This is a genomic window from Amycolatopsis sp. cg9 (genome assembly GCF_041346945.1).
GTDB lineage: Bacteria > Actinomycetota > Actinomycetes > Mycobacteriales > Pseudonocardiaceae > Amycolatopsis.
In genome coordinates, this window is the sequence record NZ_CP166850.1 from 6,073,139 (window position 1) to 6,097,309 (window position 24,171).

1 protein-coding gene (running past one end of the window) is annotated in these 24,171 nt (G+C 75.7%); it reads left to right on the forward strand.

Annotated elements, in window-relative coordinates; all coding sequences use genetic code 11:
* A protein-coding gene (locus AB5J73_RS28400) for an SDR family NAD(P)-dependent oxidoreductase (RefSeq protein WP_370961719.1) crosses the window boundary here: on the forward strand, positions 1–24,171 show its 5' portion. The gene runs 2,937 nt beyond the window's last position; the window shows 24,171 of its 27,108 coding nt (coding positions 1–24,171); it begins with the start codon at positions 1–3; its stop codon lies off the right edge, out of view.

The following is a 24,171-nucleotide window of genomic DNA, read 5'->3' on the forward strand; positions in this document are numbered from 1 at the left end:
GTGGATCGAGCCGAGCACGTTGTCCGCGAAGGTGCCGTCGCGATCGTGGGACTGGCCTGCCGCCTGCCCTCGGCGCCCGCGCCCGGTGCCTTCTGGACCCTGGTGCGCGACGGTGCCGACGGCACGACCGAGGTCCCGCCGGACCGCCGCGCGTCCGTCCCGCCCGGGACCCGACGCGGCGGGTTCCTGTCCGAAGTGGACACCTTCGACGCCGCGTTCTTCGGCATCCCGGCCCGCGAGGCCGCGACCATGGACCCGCAGCAGCGGCTCGCCCTCGAACTCGGCTGGGAAGCCCTCGAAGACGCGCGGATCGTCCCGAAGACCCTCGAAGGGTCCTCGACCGGCGTCTTCGTCGGCGCGAGCGCGGACGACTACGCCACGCTGCTCAAGCAAGGCGGCCCGAAAGCGATCGGGCACCACACGCTCACCGGGCAGAGCCGCGCGGTCGTCGCCAACCGGATCTCCTACGCCTTCGGGCTGCGCGGGCCGAGCCTGTCGGTGGACACCGGGCAGTCGTCGTCGCTGGTCGCCGTGCACCTCGCCTGCGAAGCCCTGCGCAGCGGCGAAGCCGAACTGGCGCTGGCCGGCGGCGTGCAGCTGAACCTCGCCCCGGAGAGCACGATCGCCGCCGACCGGTTCGGCGGTCTCTCGCCCGACGGCCGGTGCTACACCTTCGACGCGCGCGCCAACGGTTACGTCCGCGGGGAGGGCGGCGGCTTCGTCGTCCTCAAGCCCCTCGCCGCCGCGCTGCGGGACGGCGACCGCGTCCACTGCGTCATCGAAGGCGGCGCGGTCAACAACGACGGCTTCAGCGAAACCCTCACCACACCCAGCGCCGAAGCCCAGGAAGCCGTCATCCGGGCCGCGCTGCGCCGCGCCGAGGTCGACGCCGGCGCCGTCCGGTACGTCGAGCTGCACGGCACCGGCACCCGCGTCGGCGACCCCCTCGAAGCGGCCGCGCTCGGCGCCGTCTTCGCCCCCGGCCGCGGCGAGGACCCGCTGTGGGTCGGCTCGGTCAAGACGAACATCGGTCACCTCGAAGGCGCCGCGGGCATCGCGGGCCTGCTGAAAGTCGCGCTTTCGCTGGCACACGGCGAAGTCCCGCCCAGCCGCAACCACGAGCACCCGAACCCGGCCATCCGCTTCGACGACTGGCGCTTGCGCGTCGCGCTCGAACCGGTGCCCTGGCCGGAAAACGCCTACGCGGGGGTCTCCTCGTTCGGCATGGGCGGCACGAACTGCCACCTCGTCCTCTCCGCCGCTCCCCCGGCCCCGGAGCCGCTCCCGCGCACACGCGAAGAAGCTCCCTGGGTGCTGTCGGCCCGCACCCCGGGCGGCCTGCGCGGCCAGGCCGCCGCGCTGACCTCCCTCGACGCCGACCCGCTCGACGTCGCGCACTCCCTGGCGACCACCCGCAGCGCGTTCCCGCACCGGGCCGTCGTGCTCGACCCCGCCGCCCTGCCCGCGCTCGCCGCCGGTGAGCCGTCGGCCGACGTCGTCACCGGGACGGCCGGCGAGCACCGCCTCGCGATCCTGTTCCCCGGCCAGGGCGCCCAGCGGCCCGGCATGGGCCGCGCGCTGTACGAGCGGTTCCCCGTGTTCGCCGAAGCGCTGGACGAAATCTGCGCGCGCTGCGACACCGAACGCCCGCTGCGGGACGTGCTGTTCGCCGAACCGGGCTCGGCCGACGCCGCCGTGCTCGCCGAAACCGGGCACACCCAGCCCGCGCTCTTCGCCTACGAAGTCGCGCTGTACCGGCTGTTCGCCTCGTGGGGCGTCGAGCCGGAGTACGTCGCCGGGCACTCGGTCGGGGAGATCGCCGCCGCCCACGTCGCCGGCGTGCTGTCGCTCGACGACGCCTGCGTGCTGGTCACCGCCCGCGGCCGGCTGATGGGCTCGCTGCCACCGGGCGGCGCGATGGTGTCCGTCCGCGCCGCCGCCGGCGAGGTCGAGCCCCTGCTGGGCGACGACGTCGTGCTCGCCGCCGTCAACGGTCCTGCCCACGTCGTGCTCGCCGGTCCGGAAGCGCCGGTGCTGGCGCTGGCCGCGCGGTTCGAGGCCGACGGCCGCAAGGTCACCCGCCTGGCCGTCTCGCACGCGTTCCACTCGCCGCTGATGGACCCGATGCTGGCCGAGTACCGCCGGGTCGTCGAGCAGCTCGACCTGCGCGCACCGCGACGGCCGATCGTCTCGGCGGTGACCGGCCGCGTCATCCGCCAGGCCCAGCTGTGCGACCCCGGGTACTGGGTCCGCCAGGCGCGCGACACCGTCCGCTTCGCCGACGCCGTCACCGCGTTGTCCCGGCAGGGGATCACGGCGTTCCTCGAGCTGGGTCCGGACGGCACCCTCACCTCGCTGGTCCGCGCCTGCCTGGAAAACCAGGCCCTCACGGTGCGGTCGTCACGCTCCCGGCGCCCGGAGGACTTCGGCGCCGTGGCGGCGCTGGCCGAGCTGCACGTCCACGGCGTCGACGTCGACTGGACGACGCTCACCGGCGGCGGCCGCCCGCTCGACCTGCCGACCTACGCCTTCGACCGCGAACGCCACTGGTTCGACGCACCCGAGCCGGCACCCGCCGCGCCGGCCGTCGACCGCGACCTGCTGAAGCTCGTGACCGCCGAAGCCGCCGCGGTCCTCGGCGCCGCGGCCGACCCCGGCACGTCCTTCCGCGAGCTGGGTTTCGACTCGGCGATGACCGTCGACCTCGCCGTCCGGCTCGGCGCCGCCACCGGCCGCACGCTGGCCACGACCGCGCTGTTCGACCACCCCACCGCTCGCGAGCTGGCCGAGCACCTCGCCGGGGCCGCGCCCGTGACCGCACCCGAGATCGCCTCGTCGGGGGACGCGGACCCGGTGGTCGTCGTCGGCCTCGGCTGCCGCTACCCGGGCGGCGCCGGTTCCCCCGAAGAACTCTGGCGGCTGGTCGAGTCCGAAGTGGACGCGATCACCGCGATGCCCGCCGACCGCGGCTGGCCGGCGTCGGTGCTCGGCACCGGACGGCCGGGCGGCTTCCTCGCCGACGTCGCCGGGTTCGACGCCGGCCTGTTCGGCATCTCGCCGCGGGAAGCGCAGGCGATGGAACCCCAGCAGCGGCTGGTGCTCGAAGTCGTCTGGGAAACCCTGGAACGCGCCGGCATCGCGCCGTCGTCGCTGCGCGGCACCCGCACCGGCGTGTTCGTCGGCGCCACCGCGCAGGACTACGGCCCGCGGCTGGCCGAAGGCACCGGCGACGCCGAGGGGTACGTGCTCACCGGCACCTCGCCGAGCCTGGTCTCCGGCCGGGTCGCCTACGTCCTCGGCACCGGCGGCCCGGCCGTCACCGTGGACACGGCGTGCTCGTCGTCGCTGGTCGCGCTGCACCTGGCCGTGCGGTCGGTGCGCTCGGGGGAGACGTCGCTGGCCATCGCCGGCGGCGTCACGGTGATGGCCGAGCCGGGCATCTTCGTCGAGTTCGCCAAGCAGGGCGGCTTGTCGGAAGACGGCCGCTGCAAGGCGTTCGGCGACGGCGCGGACGGCACCGGCTGGGCCGAGGGCGTCGGGATGGTCGTCGTCGAACGGCTTTCGCGCGCCCGCGAACTCGGGCACGACGTCCTCGCGATCGTGCGTGGCTCCGCGGTCAACTCCGACGGCGCGTCCAACGGCCTCACCGCGCCCAGCGGCCCGGCGCAGCAGCGCGTGATCCGCGAGGCCCTCGGCGACGCGGGCCTGGCGCCCGGCGACGTCGACGTCCTCGAAGCGCACGGCACCGGCACCCGGCTCGGCGACCCGATCGAAGCGCGTGCCGCGCTCGCCGTCTACGGGCAGGAGCGGGAAACGCCGCTTTTGCTGGGCTCGATCAAGTCGAACATCGGGCACACGCAGGCCGCGGCCGGGATCGCCGGCGTCATCAAGATGATCGCGGCGATGCGGCACGGCGTCGTGCCCCGGACGCTGCACGCCGAAACGCCGTCGTCCCATGTGGACTGGACGGCGGGCGCGATCGACCTGGTCACCGCGGCCCGCGAGTGGCCCGAGGCCGGCCGCCCGCGCCGCGCGGCCGTGTCGTCGTTCGGCATCAGCGGCACGAACGCGCACCTGATCCTGGAGCAGGCCCCGGCGGAACCGGTCGCCGAGCCCACGCGCGAAGTCGTCGCCACCGCCGTCCCGTGGGTCGTCTCGGCGCAGTCCGAAGCGGCGTTGCGCGCGGCCGTGGACCGGATCCGGACGCTCGACGCCGACCCGGCCGACGTCGGGCATTCCCTGCTCACCACCCGTTCTTCGTTCGACCGCCGGGCCGTCGTGCTGGGCGGGGCCGAGATCGCGAGCGGCACCGCGCCCGCGGTCGCACCCGCCGTCGCCGCGGTGTTCGCCGGGCAGGGCACCCAGCGCGTCGGCATGGGCCGCGAGCTGGCCGCGCGGTTCCCGGCCTTCGCGGCCGCGTATGACGAGGTCTGTGCCCACTTCCCGGCCGAGGTGGCCGAAGCGATCCGCACCGAAGACCCGGCCGTGCTGGACCGCACCGGCGTCGCCCAGCCCGCGCTGTTCGCCCTCGAAGTCGCGCTGTTCCGGCTCGCCGAGTCGCTCGGCGTGCGCGCGGACCGGGTCGCCGGGCACTCGATCGGCGAGCTGGCCGCGGCGCACGTCGCCGGGGTGCTCGACCTGCCGGACGCGTGCGCGCTCGTCGTCGCGCGCGGCCGCCTGATGGAGGCGCTGCCCGAAGGCGGCGCCATGATCGCGCTGCAGGCCACCGAGGACGAGGTCCGGCCGCTGCTCACCGGCGGCGTCGCGATCGCCGCGGTCAACGCGCCCGGATCACTGGTCGTCTCCGGCGAAGAGGACGCGCTGCTGCGGCTGGCGGCGTCCTTCGAGGAGGCCCGGCGGCTTTCGGTGTCGCACGCGTTCCACTCGCCGCTGATGACGCCGATGCTCGACGACTTCCGCCGGGTGGCCGAAGGACTGACGTTCCACGAGCCCGCGCTTCCGGTCGTCTCGACGGTCACCGGCCGCCCGGCCGGATCCGGCGAGCTGACCGACCCCGGCTACTGGGTCGCCCAGGTCGTGGCGACCGTGCGCTTCGCCGACGCGCTGGAGTCGTTGCGGGACAACGGAATCGGGATGTTCGTCGAGTTCGGACCGGACAGCACCCTCGCCGGGCTGGTCGCGCGCACCCTGCCGGACGCGGCCCCGGTGCCGCTGCTGCGCTCGGACCGTCCGGAAGAGACGGCGTTCGCGACCGCGCTCGGCCGCCTGCACGTCCTCGGCGCCGAACTCGACTGGACGGCGTTCTACGCCGGCACCGGCGCCCGCCGCGTCGCCCTGCCCACCTACCCCTTCCAGCACGAACGCTTCTGGGTCACCGCGCGGCCCGCCGCCCGCCCGGTCGGCCGCTCGGACCACCCGCTGCTCGGCGCGGCCGTCGAACTGCCCGGTGAGGACGGTGTCGTGCTCACCGGGCACGTCTCGCCGGACGCGCTGCCGTGGCCGGCCGATCACGTCGTCGAAGACCGGATCCTGTTCCCCGGCACCGGGTTCGCCGAACTCGCGCTGCGCGCCGGCGCCGAACTCGGCTGCGGCGCGCTGGCCGAGCTGACCCTCACCGCGCCGCTGCCGCTGCCGCTGGCGGGTGACGGCGTGATCGTGCAGGTCCGCGTCGGCGCCGACGACGGCGGCCGCCCGGTCACCGTGCACTCCCGCACCGACGGCGGCACCTGGACCGAGCACGCGACCGGCCGCCTGGTCCCGGCCGTCGCGGCCCCGGTGCTCCCGGCCGGCGAACGCGGGGAAGCGATCGACGTCGGCGAGCTGTACCCGACCCTGGCCGCGGCCGGGCTGGCCTACGGGCCGGCGTTCCGCGGCGTCCGCGCGGCCTGGCACGAGGGCGACGACCTGTGCGCGGACCTCGTGCTGCCCCAGGAAGCCGGCGACCCGGCGGGTTACCTGCTGCACCCGGCCCTGTTCGACGCCGCCCTGCACCTGGTCCCGTTCCTCGGGCTCGACCCGCGCCCGCGCGCCCGGCTGCCGTTCGTCTTCTCCGACGTCGGCCTGCACGCGGCCGGCGCGTCGGCCCTTCGGCTGCGGATCCGCCGGCTCGGCCCGGACACCGTGACCCTGGCGGTGACCGACCCCGAAGGCACGCCGGTCGCCACCGTCGGGTCCCTCGTGCTGCGGCCCCCGGCCGACGCGGCCCCGGCGGTGGCGCCGCTGCTGCGCGTCGAGTGGACCCCCAAGGACCTCGGCGCCCCGGCCGAGCTGACCTGGGCCGTCGTCGGCGCGGACGAGCAGGGACTCGGCGCGCTGCTGGCCGGGCGCCACGCGGTGCCTTCCGCGGCCGACGTGCTGCTGATCCCGGTCCCGGACCCGGTCGGCTTGCCCGTCCCGGACGGCGTCCGGCTGGCGACGTCGACGGTGCTGAGCCACCTGCGCGGGCACCTCGAGGACGACAAGCGGCTGGTGTTCGTCACCCGCGGCGGCCCGGCCGCCGCGGCAGCCGAAGGGCTCGTCCGCTCGGCCCAGGCCGAACGGCCGGGCCGGTTCTTCCTGCTGTCCGGCGTGCCCTCGGCGGCGGAGCTGGCCGCGCTCCCGACGTCCGGCGAGACCGAGGTCCGGATCCGCGACGGCCGCGTCGAAGTCCCGCGCCTCGCGCCGGTGGCCGCCGCCGAGCCCGGCCCGGTCGACTGGGGTACCGGCGCCGTCCTGATCACCGGCGGCACCGGTGGTCTCGGCGGGCATCTCGCCCGGCACCTGGTGACCACCCACGGCGTCACGCGGCTGGTCCTCGCCGGTCGCCGGGGCGCCGCGGCCCCCGGCGCCCGTGAACTGGCCGACGAGCTGACCGCGCTCGGCGCCGAGGTCGACCTGGCCGCCTGCGACGTCTCCGATCGCGACGCCGTCGCCGCGCTGTTCGCCGCGCACGACATCACCGGCGTGGTGCACGCCGCCGGGGTCCTCGACGACGGCGTGCTCGACGCCCTGACCCCCGCCCGGCTCGCCCGCGTCTTCGCCCCGAAGGTCGACGCGGCCTGGCACCTGCACGAGCTGGCGCCGGAGCCGGCCGCGTTCGTCGTGTTCACGTCGGTGTTCGGCGTGCTCGGCAACGGCGGCCAAAGTGCCTACACCGCGGCCAACGCGGCCCTCGACGACCTCGTCCGCACCCGCGCCGCCGCCGGGCTCCCGGCCCGCGCGATCGCGTGGGGGCCGTGGGCGCGCGAAAGCGGGATGACCGGCACGCTGTCCGACTCGGGCCTGCGCCGGATGGCCCGCGCCGGGCTGCCGACGCACACCGTCGAGGAGGGCCTGGCCTGGTTCGACGCGGCGCTCGCCGGGGCCGAGCCCGCGGTCGTCGCCGCGCACGTCGACCGCGCCGCCCTGCGCGCGCTGGACGTCGTGCCGCCGGTGTTCCACCGCCTGGCCCCGCCGCGCCCGCGCCGCGCGGCCGCGGCGCCGACCGACTTCGGCGCGCTCGTCGTGGCGACGGTGGCGAACGTCCTCGGGCACGCGTCCGCGGCGTCGGTCGACTCGTCGCTGACGTTCCGCGAGCTGGGCCTGGATTCCCTGACGTCGGTGGAACTGCGCAACCGCCTCGCCGACGCGACCGGGCGCCGGCTGCCCGCGACGCTCGTGTTCGACCACCCGACCCCGGACGCCGTCACCGCGTTCCTCGAAGAAGGCCTCTCGCTGCGCCCGGCCCGGGTCGCCGCACCGCGCGGCGACGACCCGATCGTCGTCGTCGGCATGGCCTGCCGGTACCCCGGCGGGGTGGCGTCGCCGGAAGACTTCTGGGAGCTGCTGACCGAGGGCCGCGACGGCATCACGCCGTTCCCGGCCGATCGCGGCTGGCACGTCCCCGGCGCCGACTTCGAAGGTGGCTTCCTGCACGAGGCCACCGGCTTCGACGCCGACTTCTTCGGCATCTCGCCACGGGACGCGCTCAGCGCCGATCCGCAGCAGCGGCTGCTCCTGGAAGTCTCGTGGGAGGCGTTCGAACGGGCGGGCATCGATCCGACGTCGCTGAAGGGCTCAGACACCGGCGTCTTCGCCGGGGTGATGTACCACGACTACGCGGCGATCGCGCAGGATCCGGAGGCGCGCGGCTTCGACGTCAACGGCACCGCCGGCAGCATCGCCTCCGGCCGGGTCGCCTACGCGCTCGGCTTGGAAGGCCCGGCGGTCACGGTGGACACGGCGTGTTCGTCGTCGCTGGTGGCCTTGCACTGGGCGGCGCAGGCGCTGCGGTCGGGGGGTTGTTCGCTGGCGCTGGCCGGTGGCGTCACGGTGATGTCAACCCCGGCGACGTTCCTCGACTTCGCCCGTCAAGGCGGTCTCGCGAGCGATGGCCGCTGCAAGTCCTTTTCGGACGCCGCGGACGGCACCGGGTGGTCCGAGGGCGTCGGTCTGCTCGTGCTGGAACGGCAGTCCGACGCCGTCCGCAACGGGCACCGCGTCCTGGCCGTGCTGCGCGGGTCCGCGGTCAACTCCGACGGCGCGTCGAACGGTCTCACCGCACCGAACGGGCCGTCGCAGCAACGCGTGATCCTCGCCGCGCTGGCCGAGTCCGGACTGTCTGCTTCGGACGTCGACGTCGTCGAGGCGCACGGCACCGGCACGACTTTGGGCGACCCGATCGAGGCACAGGCGCTGCTGGCCACCTACGGCCGGGACCGCTCGACGCCGGTGCTGCTGGGTTCGGTGAAGTCGAACATCGGCCACACCCAGGCCGCCGCCGGGGTCGCCGGGATCATCAAGATGATCCTCGCCATGCGGCACGGCGTCGTGCCCAAGTCGCTGTGGGCCGGGACGCCGTCGTCCCATGTGGACTGGGAGTCGGGGGCGGTCGAGCTGCTCGCCGACGCCCGGGAGTGGCCGGTCGCGGACCGGCCGCGGCGGGCCGGGGTGTCGTCGTTCGGGATCAGCGGCACCAACGCCCACGTCGTCATCGAGGCCCCGGCCGCCGCTCCGGTGCCCGCTGCCGCCGGGCGTCCGCTGGTGCCGTGGGTGCTTTCGGCGCGGTCGGAAGACGCTTTGACGGACCAGATCGCCCGCGTCACCACCGCTTCCCCCGCGCCGCTCGACGCCGGGTTCACCTTGGCGACCGCGCGCGCCCGGTTCGCCCACCGCGCCGTTCTGGTGGCCGGTGCCGGCGGGGTGCGTGAGGTCGCCAGGGGTGTCCCATCGCCGGGACCGCTGGCGTTCCTGTTCACCGGGCAGGGCGCGCAGCGGATCGGGATGGGCCGGGACCTGGCCGCGGAGTACCCGGTGTTCGCGGAAGCCTTCGACGAGGTCTTGGCGTCCTTCGAGCCCGCCGTGCGCGCGGTGGTGTGGGGTTCCGACGCCGGAGCGCTGGCCGAAACCGGAGTCGCGCAACCGGCGTTGTTCGCGATCGAAGTGGCGCTGGCCCGGCTGCTGGCGTCGTGGGGCGTCCGCCCGGACTTCGTCGCCGGGCACTCGGTGGGGGAGATCGCGGCCGCGCACGTGGCCGGGGTGCTGTCCCTCGCCGACGCGTGCACCCTGGTCGCCGCGCGCGGCCGCCTGATGCAGGCCCTGCCGCGCGGCGGGGCGATGGTGGCCATCGAGGCGTCCGAAGAGGACGTTCTCGGCGCGCTGATCGACGGCGCCGACCTGGCCGCGGTGAACGGCCCGCGGTCCGTGGTGGTCTCCGGCACCGAGACCGCGGTCCTCGAAGTGGCGGCCCGCTTCGGCAAGTCCAAGCGGCTCGCGGTGTCGCACGCGTTCCACTCGCACCTGATGGACCCGATGCTGGCCGAGTTCCGCGCGGTCGTCGCGGAACTGTCGTTCGCGCCACCGGAGATCCCGGTGATCGCGGCCGGCGACGTGACGTCCCCGGAGTACTGGGTCGGGCACGTGCGCGCGACGGTCCGGTTCGCCGACGCGCTCGCCTCGCTGCGGGAAGCGGGCGTGACGGCGTTCGCCGAGATCGGCCCGGACGCGGTGCTGGCCGGCCTGGTCGACGACCCGGCCGCGGTGGTCACCCCGGTCCTGCGCCGCGACCGCCCGGAGCCGGTCTCGATCCTCGAGGCGCTGGGCCGCCTGCACGTGGCGGGGTCCACAGTGGACTGGACGGCCTGGTTCGCCGGCTCGGGCGCGCGGGTGATCGACCTGCCGACCTACCCGTTCCAGCACCGGCGCTTCTGGCCGTCGGCTCCGGGGCACCCGCTCCTGGGCCCGCCCCTGGACCTGACCGACGGCGGCCTGGTCCTGACGAGCGTCCTCACGACGGCGACCCAGCCGTGGCTGGCGGACCACGCGGTCCACGGAACCCCCGTCCTCCCGGGCACGGCGTTCGCGGAGCTGGCCCTGGCGGCGGGCGCGGACCTCGGCGTCGAGGAACTGACGATCGAGGCACCGCTCGCCTTGACCGCGGACCGCCGGCTGCAGGTGCGGCTGGGTCCCGCGGACGACGACGGCGTGCGCGAGTTCGCGGTGTCTTCGCGGCCGGACGGGACGGACGAGCCGTGGGTGCGGCACGCGACCGGCCGGCTGGTGCCGGAAGTCGCGGTGGCCGAGGACTTCCCGGACACCTGGCCGCCCGCCGGCGCCGAACCCCTCGACCTCACCGGCCTCACCGACCGCCTCGCCGCCGACGGCCTCGGCTACGGCCCTGCCTTCCCCGGCCCCACCTTCGCCTGGCGCCGGGACGGCGAGATCTTCGCCGAAGTCGCCCTCGCCGAACCGCAGCGCCCCGACGCCACCGCCTACGGCCTCCACCCCGCGCTCTTCGACGCGACCCTCCGGCTCGCCTCCCTCCTCGACCCCGGCCTCACCGGCAGCGTCCCGTTCTCGTGGCACGGCATCGCCCTGCACGCCACCGGCGCCGCCGCCCTCCGCGTGCGGCTCACCCCGGCCGACGGCGGCCTCGGGCTCACCGCCACCGACCCGGCCGGCACCCCCGTCGTCGCCGTCGAGCGGCTCGTCCTCCGCCGCCCGGGCGCGGCCACCGCCCCGCAACCGCTGCTGCGCCTCGACTGGACACCCGTCACGCCCCAGGCACCCCCGGCCGACGTCCTGACCGTCGCCACCGGGGACCTGACCGACGTCCCGCGGTCGCTGCGCGAGGTCACCGCCTACGTCTTGACGCAGCTCCAGGAGGCGCTCACCCACGACCGCACCCTGGTCGTCGTGACTCCCGCCGGCGATCCGGTCGCGGCCGCCGCCGGTGGCCTGGTCCGTGCCGCCCAAGCGGAACACCCGGGCCGCTTCGTGCTCGTCGAGACCGACGGCTCCCTCGCCCCGGCCGTCGCCGCGGACGAGCCCGTCCTGAAGATCGACGGCGGCCGCCTCTTCGCCGCGCGGCTCGCCCGCGTCACCGCGACCCCGGCCGAAGCTCCCGAGCGCGCCGGCACCGCCCTCATCACCGGCGGGACCGGCGGCCTCGGCAGCGCCGTCGCCCGCCACCTCGCCGGGCGCGGCCGCCGCGACCTGCTGCTCGTCAGCCGGTCCGGCACCGCCGACCCCGCACTGCTCGACGACCTCGCCGGGCTCGGCGCCCGCGTCGAGGTGGCCGCCTGCGACGCCGGCGACCGCGGCGCCCTCGAACGGCTCCTCGACGGCCGCGAGATCACCACCGTGGTCCACGCCGCCGGCGTCCTCGACGACGGCACCCTCGCCGCCCTCACCCCGGACCGCTTCGAAACCGTCCTGCGCGCCAAGGCCGACAGCGCGTGGTACCTCCACGAGCTGACCGCGCCCGGCACCGAGCTGATCTTCTTCTCCTCCGTCGTCGGCACGTTCGGCGGCGCCGGGCAGGCGAACTACGCCGCCGCAAACGCTTTCCTCGACGCACTCGCCCGCCGGCGCCCGCACACCGTGTCCCTCGGCTGGGGCCCGTGGGAATCCGGCAGCGGCATGACGTCGACGCTGTCCGAAGTGGACCTGCGACGGCTCGCCGAAGCGGGGATGCCGCCGGTCACCGTCGAAGCGGGGCTCGCCCTGTTCGACGCCGCCCGCGGCGCCGGCGAGCCCGCGCTCCTCCCGCTGCCGCTCGACCTCGCCGCCGTGCGACGGCAGCCGGAAATCCCGCACGTCCTGCGCGGCCTGGTCCGGCCGGGCCGCCGCCGCGCCGCGGCCGGTTCCGCGGCGGCCGGCGACCTGGTCCGCACGCTCGCGCCGCTGCCCGCCGCCGAACGCGCGGACGCCCTCGCCGGACTGGTCGCCACGCACGTCGCGCTCGCACTCGGGCACGCCGACGCCGCCGCGATCGACCCCGCCCGCGCGTTCTCCGACCTCGGCTTCGACTCGCTCAGCGGCGTCGACCTGCGCAACCGCCTCGCCGCGGCCACCGGCCTGCGCCTGCCCAGCACCCTGGTGTTCGACCACCCGACCGTCACCGCGCTCGCCGCGCACTTGCTGGCCGAATTGTTCGACGCCGGCACGCCGGTCGCCGAAACGCGCCGCGCGGTCACCGGCGACCCGATCGTCATCGTCGGCATGGCCTGCCGCTACCCGGGCGGGGTCCGCACGCCCGAGCAGCTCTGGGAGCTGGTCCGCGACGGCCGCGATGCCGTTTCGGAGTTCCCCGCCGACCGCGGCTGGGACCTCGACGCGCTCTACGACCCGGACCCCGCGCACCCCGGCACGTCCTACACCCGCCACGGCGGCTTCCTGCACGACGCGGCGGAGTTCGACGCCGAGTTCTTCGGGATGAGCCCGCGCGAAGCCCTCGCCACGGACGCCCAGCAGCGGCTGCTGCTCGAGACGTCGTGGGAGGCCGTCGAACGCGCGGGCATCGACCCGGCGAGCCTGCGCGGCACCGCGACCGGCGTGTTCGCCGGGGTGATGTACCACGACTACAGCAGCCTGCTCAGCGGCAGCGAAGACGCCGAGGGCTACTTGACGAGCGGCAGCGCGGGCAGCGTCGCGTCCGGCCGGGTGTCCTATGTGCTCGGTCTGGAAGGCCCGGCGGTCACAGTGGACACCGCGTGCTCGTCTTCGCTGGTCTCACTGCACCTCGCCGCGCAGGCCCTGCGGTCGGGGGAGTGCGACCTCGCCCTCGCCGGGGGTGTCACGGTGATGGCGACGCCGTCGACGTTCGTCGAGTTCTCCCGGCAGCGCGGCCTGTCCGCGGACGGCCGCTGCCGCTCCTTCGGCGACGGCGCCGACGGCACCGGCTGGGCCGAAGGCGCCGGGATGCTGCTGCTGGAACGGCTTTCCGACGCCGAGCGGAACGGGCACCGGATCCTGGCCGTGGTCAAGGGTTCCGCGCTCAACCAGGACGGCGCGTCCAACGGCCTCACCGCGCCGAACGGCCCGTCGCAGCAACGCGTCATCCGGGCCGCGCTGGCCGCCGCCGGTCTGTCCGCTTCGGACGTCGACGCGGTGGACGGCCACGGCACCGGCACGCCGCTGGGCGACCCGATCGAGGCGCAGGCGCTCATCGCGACCTACGGGCGGGACCGCGAAACCCCGTTGCTGCTGGGCTCGGTGAAGTCCAACATCGGGCACACGCAGGCGGCCGCGGGGGTCGCGAGCGTGATCAAGATGGTCCTCGCGATGCGGCACGGCGTGCTGCCGCGAACCCTGCACGCGGACACGCCGTCGTCGCGCATCGACTGGGAAGACGGCGGGGTCACCCTGCTCGGCGCCGCGACCGGGTGGCCCGAACGCGGCCGGCCGCGCCGGGCGGCGGTCTCGTCGTTCGGGATCAGCGGCACCAACGCCCACGCCATCCTCGAACAGCCTCCGGCCGCTCCGGACGAGCCGCCCGCGGTGCCCGCGCCCGCGGTCGTGCCGTGGCCGCTGTCGGCCAAGTCCGAGGCCGCGTTGCACGCACAGGCGGCGGCCTTGGCCGCGTTCGCCGACGCGCCGCTCGACGCCGGGCACACGCTGGCCCGCCGGTCGCGGTTCGCGCACCGGGCCGTGGTGCTCGCGACCGACCCGGCGACCACCCGGGACGCCTTGACGCTCGACCACCCGGCCGTCATCACCGGTGCCGCGGTGCCCGGCAAGACCGCGTTCCTCTTCAGCGGCCAGGGCGGCCAGCGCGCCGGCATGGGCCGCGAACTGGCGCGGCGGTTCCCGGTGTTCGCCGAGGCCTACGACGCCGTCCTCGCGGAGTTCGGTCCCGAGGTCGTGGCGGCCGTGCGCGGGGACGACCAGGAGCGGCTGGACCGCACGGAGTTCGCGCAGCCCGCGTTGTTCGCGCTGCAGGTCGCGCTGCTGCGGCTGGCGGAATCGTGGGGTGTCACGCCCGACGCCGTCGCCGGGCATTCGATCGGCGAGATCGCGGCCGCGCACGCCGCCGGAGTGTTCTCCCTGGCCGACGCGTGCCGCCTGGTCGCTGCCCGCGGCGCGCTGATGCAGGCGCTCCCGGACGGCGGCGCGATGGTCGCCGTCGTCGCCAGCGAGGACGACGTCCGCCCGCTGCTGAGTCCGGACGTCGCGATCGCCGCCGTCAACGGGCCGCGGTCGATCGTGCTGTCCGGGACGGCGGAAGCGGTCGGCGCGGTGGCCGCGCGGTTCGAGAAGACGCGGCGGCTGACGGTGTCGCACGCGTTCCACTCGCCGTTGATGGAGCCGATGCTCGCGGCGTTCGCGGAAGTACTGAGCGGAATCACCTTCGAGCCGCCGCGGCTGCCGTTCGTGTCCACCGTGGCGCACGGTGCCGAGCCGGCCTCAGTGGACTACTGGGTGCGGCACGCGCGGGAGGCGGTCCGGTTCGCCGACGCCGTCACGGCCCTGACCGGGGCCGGGGTGACGCGGTTCGTCGAAGCGGGCCCGGACGGTGTGCTGTCCGCGCTGGTCCCGGACGGGCTCGCGGTGCCGCTGCTGCGCCGCGACCGCGGGGAAGAAGCCGCGTTCGTCGAGGCCGCGGCCCGGCTGTTCGTCGCCGGCGTCGACGTCGGCTGGCCGGCCGGCGGCCGTCCGGCGGACCTGCCCACGTACCCGTTCCAGCGCGAACGGTTCTGGCCCGCGCCACGACCGGTCCGCGCGGCCGGCTCGCCGGCGCACCCGCTGCTCGACGACGTCGTCGCACTGGCCGGGTCGGACGAGGTCGTGCTGACCGGCCGGCTGTCGGTGGCCGCGCAGCCGTGGCTGGCCGAGCACGTCGTGGCGGGGGCGCCGCTCCTGCCGGGCACGGCGCTGGCCGAGCTGGCCATCCGCGCCGGCGACGAGTGCGGCTGCCCGCGGATCGACGAGCTGACCATGGCCGTCCCGCTGGTGATCCCCGCCCGGGTGCAGGTGCGCGTCGGCGAGCCGGGGACGCACGGCACCCGTGCGGTGACCATCCACTCACGACAGTCCGAAGAGGACTCTTGGACCGAGCACGCCACCGGAACGCTGAGCGCCGCGCCGCCCGCTCCCGCTCCCGCCGCCGGCGCCTGGCCGCCCGCGGACGCGGAACCGGTCGCGCTGGAGGACTTCTACGCGGACTTCGCGGCGGACGGCTTCGAGTACGGCCCCCGGTTCCGCGGCCTGCGCGTGGCCTGGCGCCGCGGTGACGAGGTCTTCGCCGAGGTCGCGCTCGACGACGAATTCCACGCCGAGGCAGCGGAGTTCGGCCTGCACCCGGCCTTGCTCGACGCGGCCTTGCACGCCCTGACACTGCGCCAAGGCACGCCGTCGCGGGTGCTCCCGTTCTCGTGGCGCGGGGTGTCCCTGCACGCGTCGGGCACGGTGGCCCTGCGGGTCCACGTCCGCGGCGACAGCCTGTCCCTGACCGCCGCGGATGGCACCCCGGTGGCCACGATCGACGCCCTGGACCTGCGCGAACACCGCCCGGCGGCCCAGCGCACCGACGCGTTGTTCACCCTGGGCTGGACCCCGGTGCCCGCCCCCGCCGCTTCCCCCGCGGTCCTCTGGGGCGAAAACCCGTTCGGCCTCGCGCTGCCCACCGCCGAGGACCTCGGGGCCCCGGTGGTGGCGACGTGCCTGGCCGGTGGGGCGGACGTCCCGGCTTCGGCGCACGACCTGACCCGCCGGGCGCTGGAGCTGGCCCAGCGCTGGGTCGCGGAGTCCGAGACGGGCAAGCTGGTGTTCCTGACCCGCGGTGCGACGGACGGAACAGACGTCCCGGCCGCCGCGGTGTGGGGCCTGATCCGCGCGGCCCAGTCGGAGCACCCGGGCCGCTTCGGCCTGGTCGACTTCGACGACTCCACGTCGCCCGAACTGCTCCTCTCCGCTCTCGCGAGCGACGAACCCCAGCTCGCCCTCCGCGACCACACCCTCCTCGCCGCCCGCCTCACCCCCGCACTTTCACGTGAAAGTGCCGACCTGGGCCCCGCACTTTCACGTGAAAGTGCGGGCTCCTGGGGCCTCGACGGGACCGTCCTCGTCACCGGCGGCACCGGTGGGCTCGGCGCCGTCATCGCCCGGCACCTGGTCGCCGAGCGGGGGACGCGGCGGCTGCTCCTCGTCAGCCGCCGCGGTGCCGACAGCCCCGGCGCGGCCGAGCTGGTCGGCGAACTCACCGAAGCCGGTGCCGAAGTCACCGTCGCCGCCTGCGACGTCGCCGACCGGGAAGCGCTCGAGGAACTGCTTCGCGACCGCGAAATCACCGCTGTCGTCCACGCCGCCGGGGTTCTCGACGACGCGCTCCTCGCCGACCTCACCCCCGAACGCCTGGCCGCCGTCCAGCGGCCCAAGGCCGAATCCGCGTGGTACCTGCACGAACTCATCCCGGACCACACCACCCTCGTCCTCTTCTCCTCCGTCTCCGGCACCCTCGGCCTCCCCGGTCAGGGCAACTACGCGGCCGCCAACGCGTTCCTCGACGCCCTCGCCCGCCACCGCCCGAACACGGTGAGCCTCGCCTGGGGACCCTGGGTCCCCACCTCCGGCATGACCGCCGGCCTCGGGGACAGCGGGCTGAACCGGCTCGCACGCGCCGGCTACCCGCCGCTCACGATCGAACAGGGCACCGCGCTCTTCGACGCCGCTCTCGCCGCCGGAGCGCCCGTCGTGCTGCCCGTCCGGCTGGACCGGGCCGTCCTGCGCCGCCGCGAAGACCTCCCGTACCCCTTGCGCGGCCTGGTGCGCGCCGCCCCGCGCCGGGTGGCGGAACGGCGGCTGCGCGACCGCGCCGAAGCCGGCATCGTCGTCGCGAACGAGGTCGCGCACGTCCTCGGCCACCGCGGCACCGAGCGGATCACCGCCGCCAAGTCGTTCGCCGAACTCGGCTTCGACTCGCTCACCGCCGTCGAGCTGCGCAACCGGCTCACCGCCGCCACCGGGCTGCGGCTGCCCGCGACGCTCGTCTTCGACTACCCGACCGTCGGCGCGCTCGCCGACCACCTCGCCGGCGACGCACCGGCCGAGCCGGCACCGGCGGCGAAGGCCGTCGACGGCGACCCGATCGTCATCGTCGGCATGGCCTGCCGCTACCCGGGAGGTGTCGAGTCGCCCGAAGACCTCTGGCGGCTGGTCGAAACCGGCGGCGACGCCGTCTCCGGCTTCCCGGAGAACCGCGGCTGGGACCTCGCCGCGCTCTACGACCCGGACCCCGCCCACCCCGGCACGTCCTACACGCGCCACGGCGGGTTCCTGCACGACGCGGCCGACTTCGACGCCGGCTTCTTCGGCATGAGCCCGCGGGAGGCCGTCGCGACCGACGTCCAGCAGCGCTTGCTGCTCGAGACGTCCTGGGCCGCGGTGGAAAGCGCGGGCGTCGACCCGTCGTCGCTGCGCGGCAGCGCCACCGGGGTGTTCGCCGGGGTGATGTACGGCGACTACAGCCGCCTGCTCGACGGCGGCGAAGACGCCGAGGGGTACAAGACCAGCGGCAGCGCGGGGAGCGTGGCCTCCGGCCGGGTCGCCTACACCCTCGGTCTCGAAGGTCCCGCGGTCACCGTGGACACGGCGTGCTCGTCGTCGCTGGTGGCGCTGCACTGGGCCGCCCAGGCCCTGCGGTCCGGCGACTGCGACCTCGCCCTCGCCGGCGGTGTCACGGTGATGTCGACACCGGCCGCGTTCGTCGAGTTCTCCCGCCAGCGCGGGCTCGCGGCCGACGGCCGCTGCAAACCGTTCTCCGGCAGCGCCGACGGCGTCGGCTGGTCCGAAGGCGTCGGCGTGCTCGTCCTGGAACGGCTCTCCGACGCCGAACGCCACGGCCACGAGATCCTCGCCGTGGTCAAGGGGTCCGCGGTCAACCAGGACGGCGCGTCCAACGGTCTCACCGCTCCCAACGGTCCTTCGCAGCAACGCGTCATCCGCGCCGCGCTCGCCGGTGCCGGTCTGTCCGCTTCGGACGTCGACGTGGTCGAGGCGCACGGCACCGGGACGACCCTGGGCGACCCGATCGAAGCCCAGGCACTGCTGGCGACCTACGGCCAGGACCGGGAAACCCCGCTGCTGCTGGGGTCGGTGAAGTCGAACATCGGGCACACGCAGGCCGCGTCCGGGGTCGCCGGGATCATCAAGGTGGTCCAGGCGATGCGCCACGGCGTCGTGCCGCGGACCCTGCACGTCACCGAACCGTCCGGCCACGTCGACTGGACGGCGGGCGCCGTCGAGCTCGCCACCGCCGAAACGGCCTGGCCCGATCGCGGCCGCCCCCGCCGCGCCGGCGTGTCGTCCTTCGGCATCAGCGGGACGAACGCCCACGTCATCCTGGAGCGGCCCGAGCCGCGCCCGGTGCCCGAGCGGCCCGCGGCGCCCGAAGTGCCGTGGCTGATCAGCGCCAAGACACCGGAAGCCCTGCGCGCGCAGGCGAACCGGCTCGCAGTCCACATCGGACAGCGTGACCCCCGTGACGTCGCGTGGACGCTCGCCCACGGCCGTGCCCGCTTCGACGAGCGAGTCGTCGTCTTCGGCGAAGACGCACTGGCCGCGCTCGCCGCGGGCACCGAGCACCCGGACGTCGTCACCGGCGCGCCCGCGCCGGGCCGGACCGCGTTCCTGTTCTCCGGCCAGGGTTCCCAGCGGCTCGGCATGGGCCGCGAGCTGGCCGCCGACCCGGACTTCGCCGCCGCGCTCGACGACGTCCTCGCCGAACTCGACCCGGCGGTCCGCGCCGTCATGTGGGGCGACGACAGCGCCGCGCTGGAGCGGACCGAATACGCGCAGGCGGCGTTGTTCGCCGTCGAAGTCGCGTTGTTCCGCGCGGTGACCGCGCGGGGCGTCCGCCCGGACTACGTCGCCGGGCACTCGATCGGCGAACTCGCCGCCGCGCACGTCGCCGGGGTGTTCTCCCTGGCCGACGCGGCCCGGCTGGTCACCGCCCGCGGCCGGCTCATGCAGGCCCTGCCGCCCGGCGGGGCGATGGCCGCCCTGCGGGTCACCGAAGCCGACGTCCGGCCCCTGCTCGTTGACGGCGTGGACATCGCCGCCGTCAACGGCCCGCGCTCGGTCGTGATTTCCGGCCCCGAAGCCGCCGTCGCGGCCGTCGCGGCGCACTTCGGCGACGCCAAGCGGCTCCCGGTGTCGCACGCCTTCCACTCGTCCCTGATGGACCCGATGCTCGCCGAGTTCGGCGCGGTCGCGGCCGGGCTGACCTACCACGAGCCCGTGATCCCCGTGGTGGCGAACGGCAGCGTCACCGATCCGGCGTACTGGGTGCGGCAGGTCCGCGACACGGTCCGCTTCGCCGACGCCCTGCGCGCGCTGCGGGCGTGGCACGTCGACAAGTTCGTCGAGCTCGGCCCGGACGCCGTCCTCACCGGGCTCGCCGCGAGCGACGACGCCGTGGCCGTGCCGCTGCTGCGCCGCGGCCACACCGAGCCCCGCACCTTCCGCACCGCGCTCGCCCGCCTCTTCGCCGCCGGCCTGCCGGTGGCGTGGCCGGGCCTGGCCGACGGCCGCGCGGTTCCGCTGCCGGGCTACGCCTTCCAGCACGACCGGTTCTGGCCCGCGGCCCGCCGCGGCGCCGGCGACCCCGCGGGCCTCGGGCTCGGCGCGGCCGGGCACCCGCTGCTCGGCGGCGTGGTCGACCTCGCCGACGGCGGCGGCCGCCTGTTCACCGGCCGGCTATCCCTGGCCGCGCAGCCGTGGCTGGCCGACCACACCGTGCTGGGCTCGACCGTGCTGCCCGGTGCGGCCTTCGCCGAACTGGCGCTGACCGCGGGCGCCGTGCGCGAACTGGCCCTCGTCGAGCCGCTCGTCGTCCCGGCGGACGCCGCGGTGCACCTGCAGGTCCGCGTGGCCGAGGCGGGCGATGACGGGCTGCGCGACGTCGGCGTGTACTCCCGCGCCGAGGGCAGCAACGGCGCCTGGACCCGGCACGCGACCGGTGTCCTCGAACCGGACCCCGGAAGCACCCCTCGCGACGTCAGCCTCCCGGACGACGCCGAGCCCTTCGACCTCGGCGGCGCCTACGACCGGCTGGCCGCGCTCGGCCTCGGCTACGGTCCCGCGTTCCAGTGCCTGCGCCGAGCCTGGCGCCACGGCGACGACGTCTTCGCCGAGCTGAGCCTCGGCGACGAACCGGCCACGGCGTTCGGGCTGCACCCCGCGCTGCTCGACGCCGCCCTGCACGCGGTCGCGCTCACCGCCGGGCACGACCGGCCGCACGTGCCGTTCGGCTGGCGCGGGGCCCGGCTGCACGCCACCGGAGCGACGCTCCTGCGCGTCCGCGTCACCCCGGCCGGCGCCGGCACGGTCGCACTGTCCTTTGTGGATCTCGACGGCGCACCGGTCGCCGAGGTCGACGAGGTGGTGTTCCGGCCCGCGGCCGCCGCCCGCACCCAGGACGCGCTGTTCCGGCTGGGCTGGGTCCCGGCCACCCCGGCCCGCCGCGAACCGCGGGACCGGGTCGTCGTCGCGGCCGATGGTCCCGCGCACGCCCTGGAGCTCGTCCGCGACTGGCTCGCCGAACCCCGGGACGCCGAACTCGTCTTCCACACCACGGGCGCCACCGACGGCACCGACCTCGAAGCCGCCGCCGTGTGGGGGCTGGTCCGCGCGGCGCAGGCCGAGCACCCGGGCCGGTTCGCGCTCGTCGACAGCGCCGATCCGGCCGACACCGGGCTGGCCGCGGGGGAACCGCAAGCCCGCGTCCGCGACGGCGTCGTCGAGGTTCCGCGGCTCGCGAAGGCGTCCGTCGAACCGGAGTCGCCGGGCTGGGATCCCGACGGCACCGTCCTGATCACCGGCGGCACCGGCGGCTTGGGCCGCCTGCTGGCGAAGCACCTGGTGACCGAGCACGGGATGCGCCGCCTGCTGCTGCTCAGCCGCAGCGGCGAGGCCGACGTCACCGACCTGACCGAGGCCGGCGCCGAGGTGACCGTCGCCGCCTGCGACGTCACCGACCGGGAAGCGCTCGCCGCGGTCCTCGACGGCCACCGCCTGACCGCCGTCGTGCACGCGGCCGGCGTCCTCGAAGACGGCACGGTCGAAACGATGACCGCCGAGCAGTTCGACCGCGTGTGGCGCCCGAAGGCCGAAGCCGCGTGGCTGCTGCACGAGCTGACCGCAGACCTCGACGGGTTCGTGCTGTTCTCGTCGGTCGCGGGCACGATCGGCGGCGCGGGACAGGCGAACTACGCCGCCGCCAACGCCTACCTCGACGCCCTCGCCGAGCACCGCGCCGCGCGGGGCCTGCCCGCGGTGTCGCTCGCCTGGGGCCCGTGGACCGGGGTCGGCGGCATGACCGCGGAGCTGAGCGGCGCCGAAGTCGCGCGGATGACCCGGGCCGGGATCACCGCGCTGACCGCGGAAGACGGCCTCGCGTTGTTCGACGCGGCCGTCGGCGCCGGGATCCCGGCGCTGGTGCCGGTCCGGCTGGCCGCTACGGCGTCCGGTGAAGTCGGGGCCCCGCTGCGGGGGCTCGTCCGGCCGGCCGCGCGCCGGGCCGCCGCCGCGGGCGAACTCGCGGCCCGGCTCGCGGGGCTCCCGGAAGCCGAGCGCCACGACGTCGTCGCCGACCTGGTCACCGCGCAGGTCGCCGCCGTGCTCGGGCACGCCGACCGCACGGCCGTGGAGCCGTCCCGCGCGTTCTCCGCGCTGGGCTTCGACTCGCTCACCGGCGTCGAACTGCGCAACCGGCTCGCCGGCGCGACCGGCCTGCGGCTGCCCACGACGCTGGTGTTCGACCACCCGAACAGCGCGGCGCTCACCGCGTTCCTGCTCGCCGAGCTGACCGGCGCCGAAGCGGCCGTCCCCGAAGCCCGCCCGGTCCGCGCCCGCGACGACGACCCGATCGTCGTGGTCGGCATGGGCTGCCGGTACCCCGGCGGCGCCGCGTCGCCCGACGAGTTCTGGGACCTGGTCGCCGGCGGCCGCGACGCCGTCGGCCCCTTCCCCGCCGACCGCGGCTGGGACCTGTCCGCGCTCTACGACCCGGATCCCGACCACCCGGGCACGACCTACGCGCGGGCCGGCGGGTTCCTGACCGGTGCCGCGGACTTCGACGCCGCCTTCTTCGGCATGAGCCCGCGCGAAGCCGTCGCGACCGACGCGCAGCAGCGGCTGCTGCTCGAGACGTCGTGGGAGGCGCTGGAACACGCGGGGATCGACCCGGCGACGCTGCGCGGTTCGGCGACCGGCGTGTTCGCCGGCGTGATGTACAGCGACTACGGCGGCCTGCTCGCCGGCAGCGATTACGAAGGCCAGCAGGGGAACGGCAGCGCACCGAGCGTTGCGTCCGGCCGCGTCGCCTACGCGCTCGGCCTGGAAGGCCCGGCGGTCACCGTGGACACGGCGTGCTCGTCGTCGCTGGTGGCGCTGCACTGGGCCAGCCAGGCACTGCGGTCGGGGGAGTGCTCCCTGGCGCTGGCCGGCGGGGTCACGGTGATGGCGACCCCGGCGACGTTCGTCGAGTTCGCCCGCCAGCGCGGGCTTTCGCCGGACGGGCGCTGCAAAGCGTTCTCCGACGACGCCGACGGCACCGGCTGGGCCGAAGGCGTCGGCCTGCTGGTGCTGGAACGGCGGTCCGACGCGCTGCGCAACGGGCACCGGATCCTCGCCGTGGTCAAGGGTTCCGCGGTGAACCAGGACGGTGCTTCGAACGGTCTGACCGCGCCGAACGGCCCGTCGCAGCAGCGGGTCATCCGCGCCGCGCTGGCCGGCGCCGGGCTGTCCACTTCGGACGTCGACGTGGTGGAGGCGCACGGCACCGGCACCGCACTGGGCGACCCGATCGAGGCACAAGCGCTGCTGGCGACCTACGGCCAGGACCGGGAAACGCCGCTGCTGCTGGGTTCGGTGAAGTCCAACATCGGCCACACCCAGGCCGCCGCCGGGGTCGCGGGCATCATCAAGATGATCCAGGCGATGCGCCACGGCGTCGTCCCGGCGAGCCTGCACACCGGCACGCTGTCGTCCCACGTGGACTGGGACGCGGGCGCCGTCGAGGTCGTCACCCGAAGCCGGGCCTGGCCGTCGGTGGCGCGGCCGCGGCGGGCCGGGATCTCGTCGTTCGGCATCAGCGGCACCAACGCGCACGTGATCATCGAGCAGGCACCCGAGGTTCCCGCCGCGGCCGAAGATCCCGCGGGGACGGCAATCTGGCCCTTGTCCGCGCGGTCAGCCGCGGCGCTGCGGACCCACGCGGCCCGCTTGGCGTCCACTGTGGACGAGCTGCCCGCCGGCGACGTCGGCCGGGCGCTGACCCGGCGCGCGCGGTTCGCGCACCGCGCGGTCGTCGTGTCCGAGCGGCCCGCCGAAGCGCTGGCGGCCTTCGCCGCCGGTGAGCCGTCGCCGGACGTCGTCGAAGGCGTGGCCACGGCCGGCCCGACCGCGTTCCTGTTCTCCGGGCAGGGCGCGCAGCGGCCGGGCATGGGCCGCGAGCTGGCCGCACGCTTCCCCGTGTTCGCCGCCGCTCTCGGCGAAGTCCTCGACCGCCTCGACCCGGCCGTCCGGTCCGCCTGGGACGACGAACGGGTGCACCGCACCGAACACACCCAGCCGGCGCTGTTCGCGTTCGAGGTCGCCGCCGCGCGGCTGCTCGAATCGCGGGGCGTGCGCCCGGACTTCGTCACCGGGCACTCGGTGGGGGAGATCGCGGCCGCGCACGTCGCCGGCGCGCTCACCCTCGACGACGCCTGCGCGCTGGTGTCGGCCCGCGCCCGGCTCATGGGCGCGCTGCCCGAAGGCGGCGTGATGATCGCCGTCCGGGCGTCCGAAGCGGACGTCCGCCCGCTGCTGGGCGAGGGCGTCGACCTCGCCGCCGTCAACGGGCCCGCGTCGGTCGTGCTGTCCGGCCGCGAAGAGGCCGTCACCGCGGTCGCGGACAAGTTCGGCGAGCAGCGGCGGCTGCGCGTCTCGCACGCGTTCCACTCGCTGCTGATGGACCCGATGCTGGCGGAG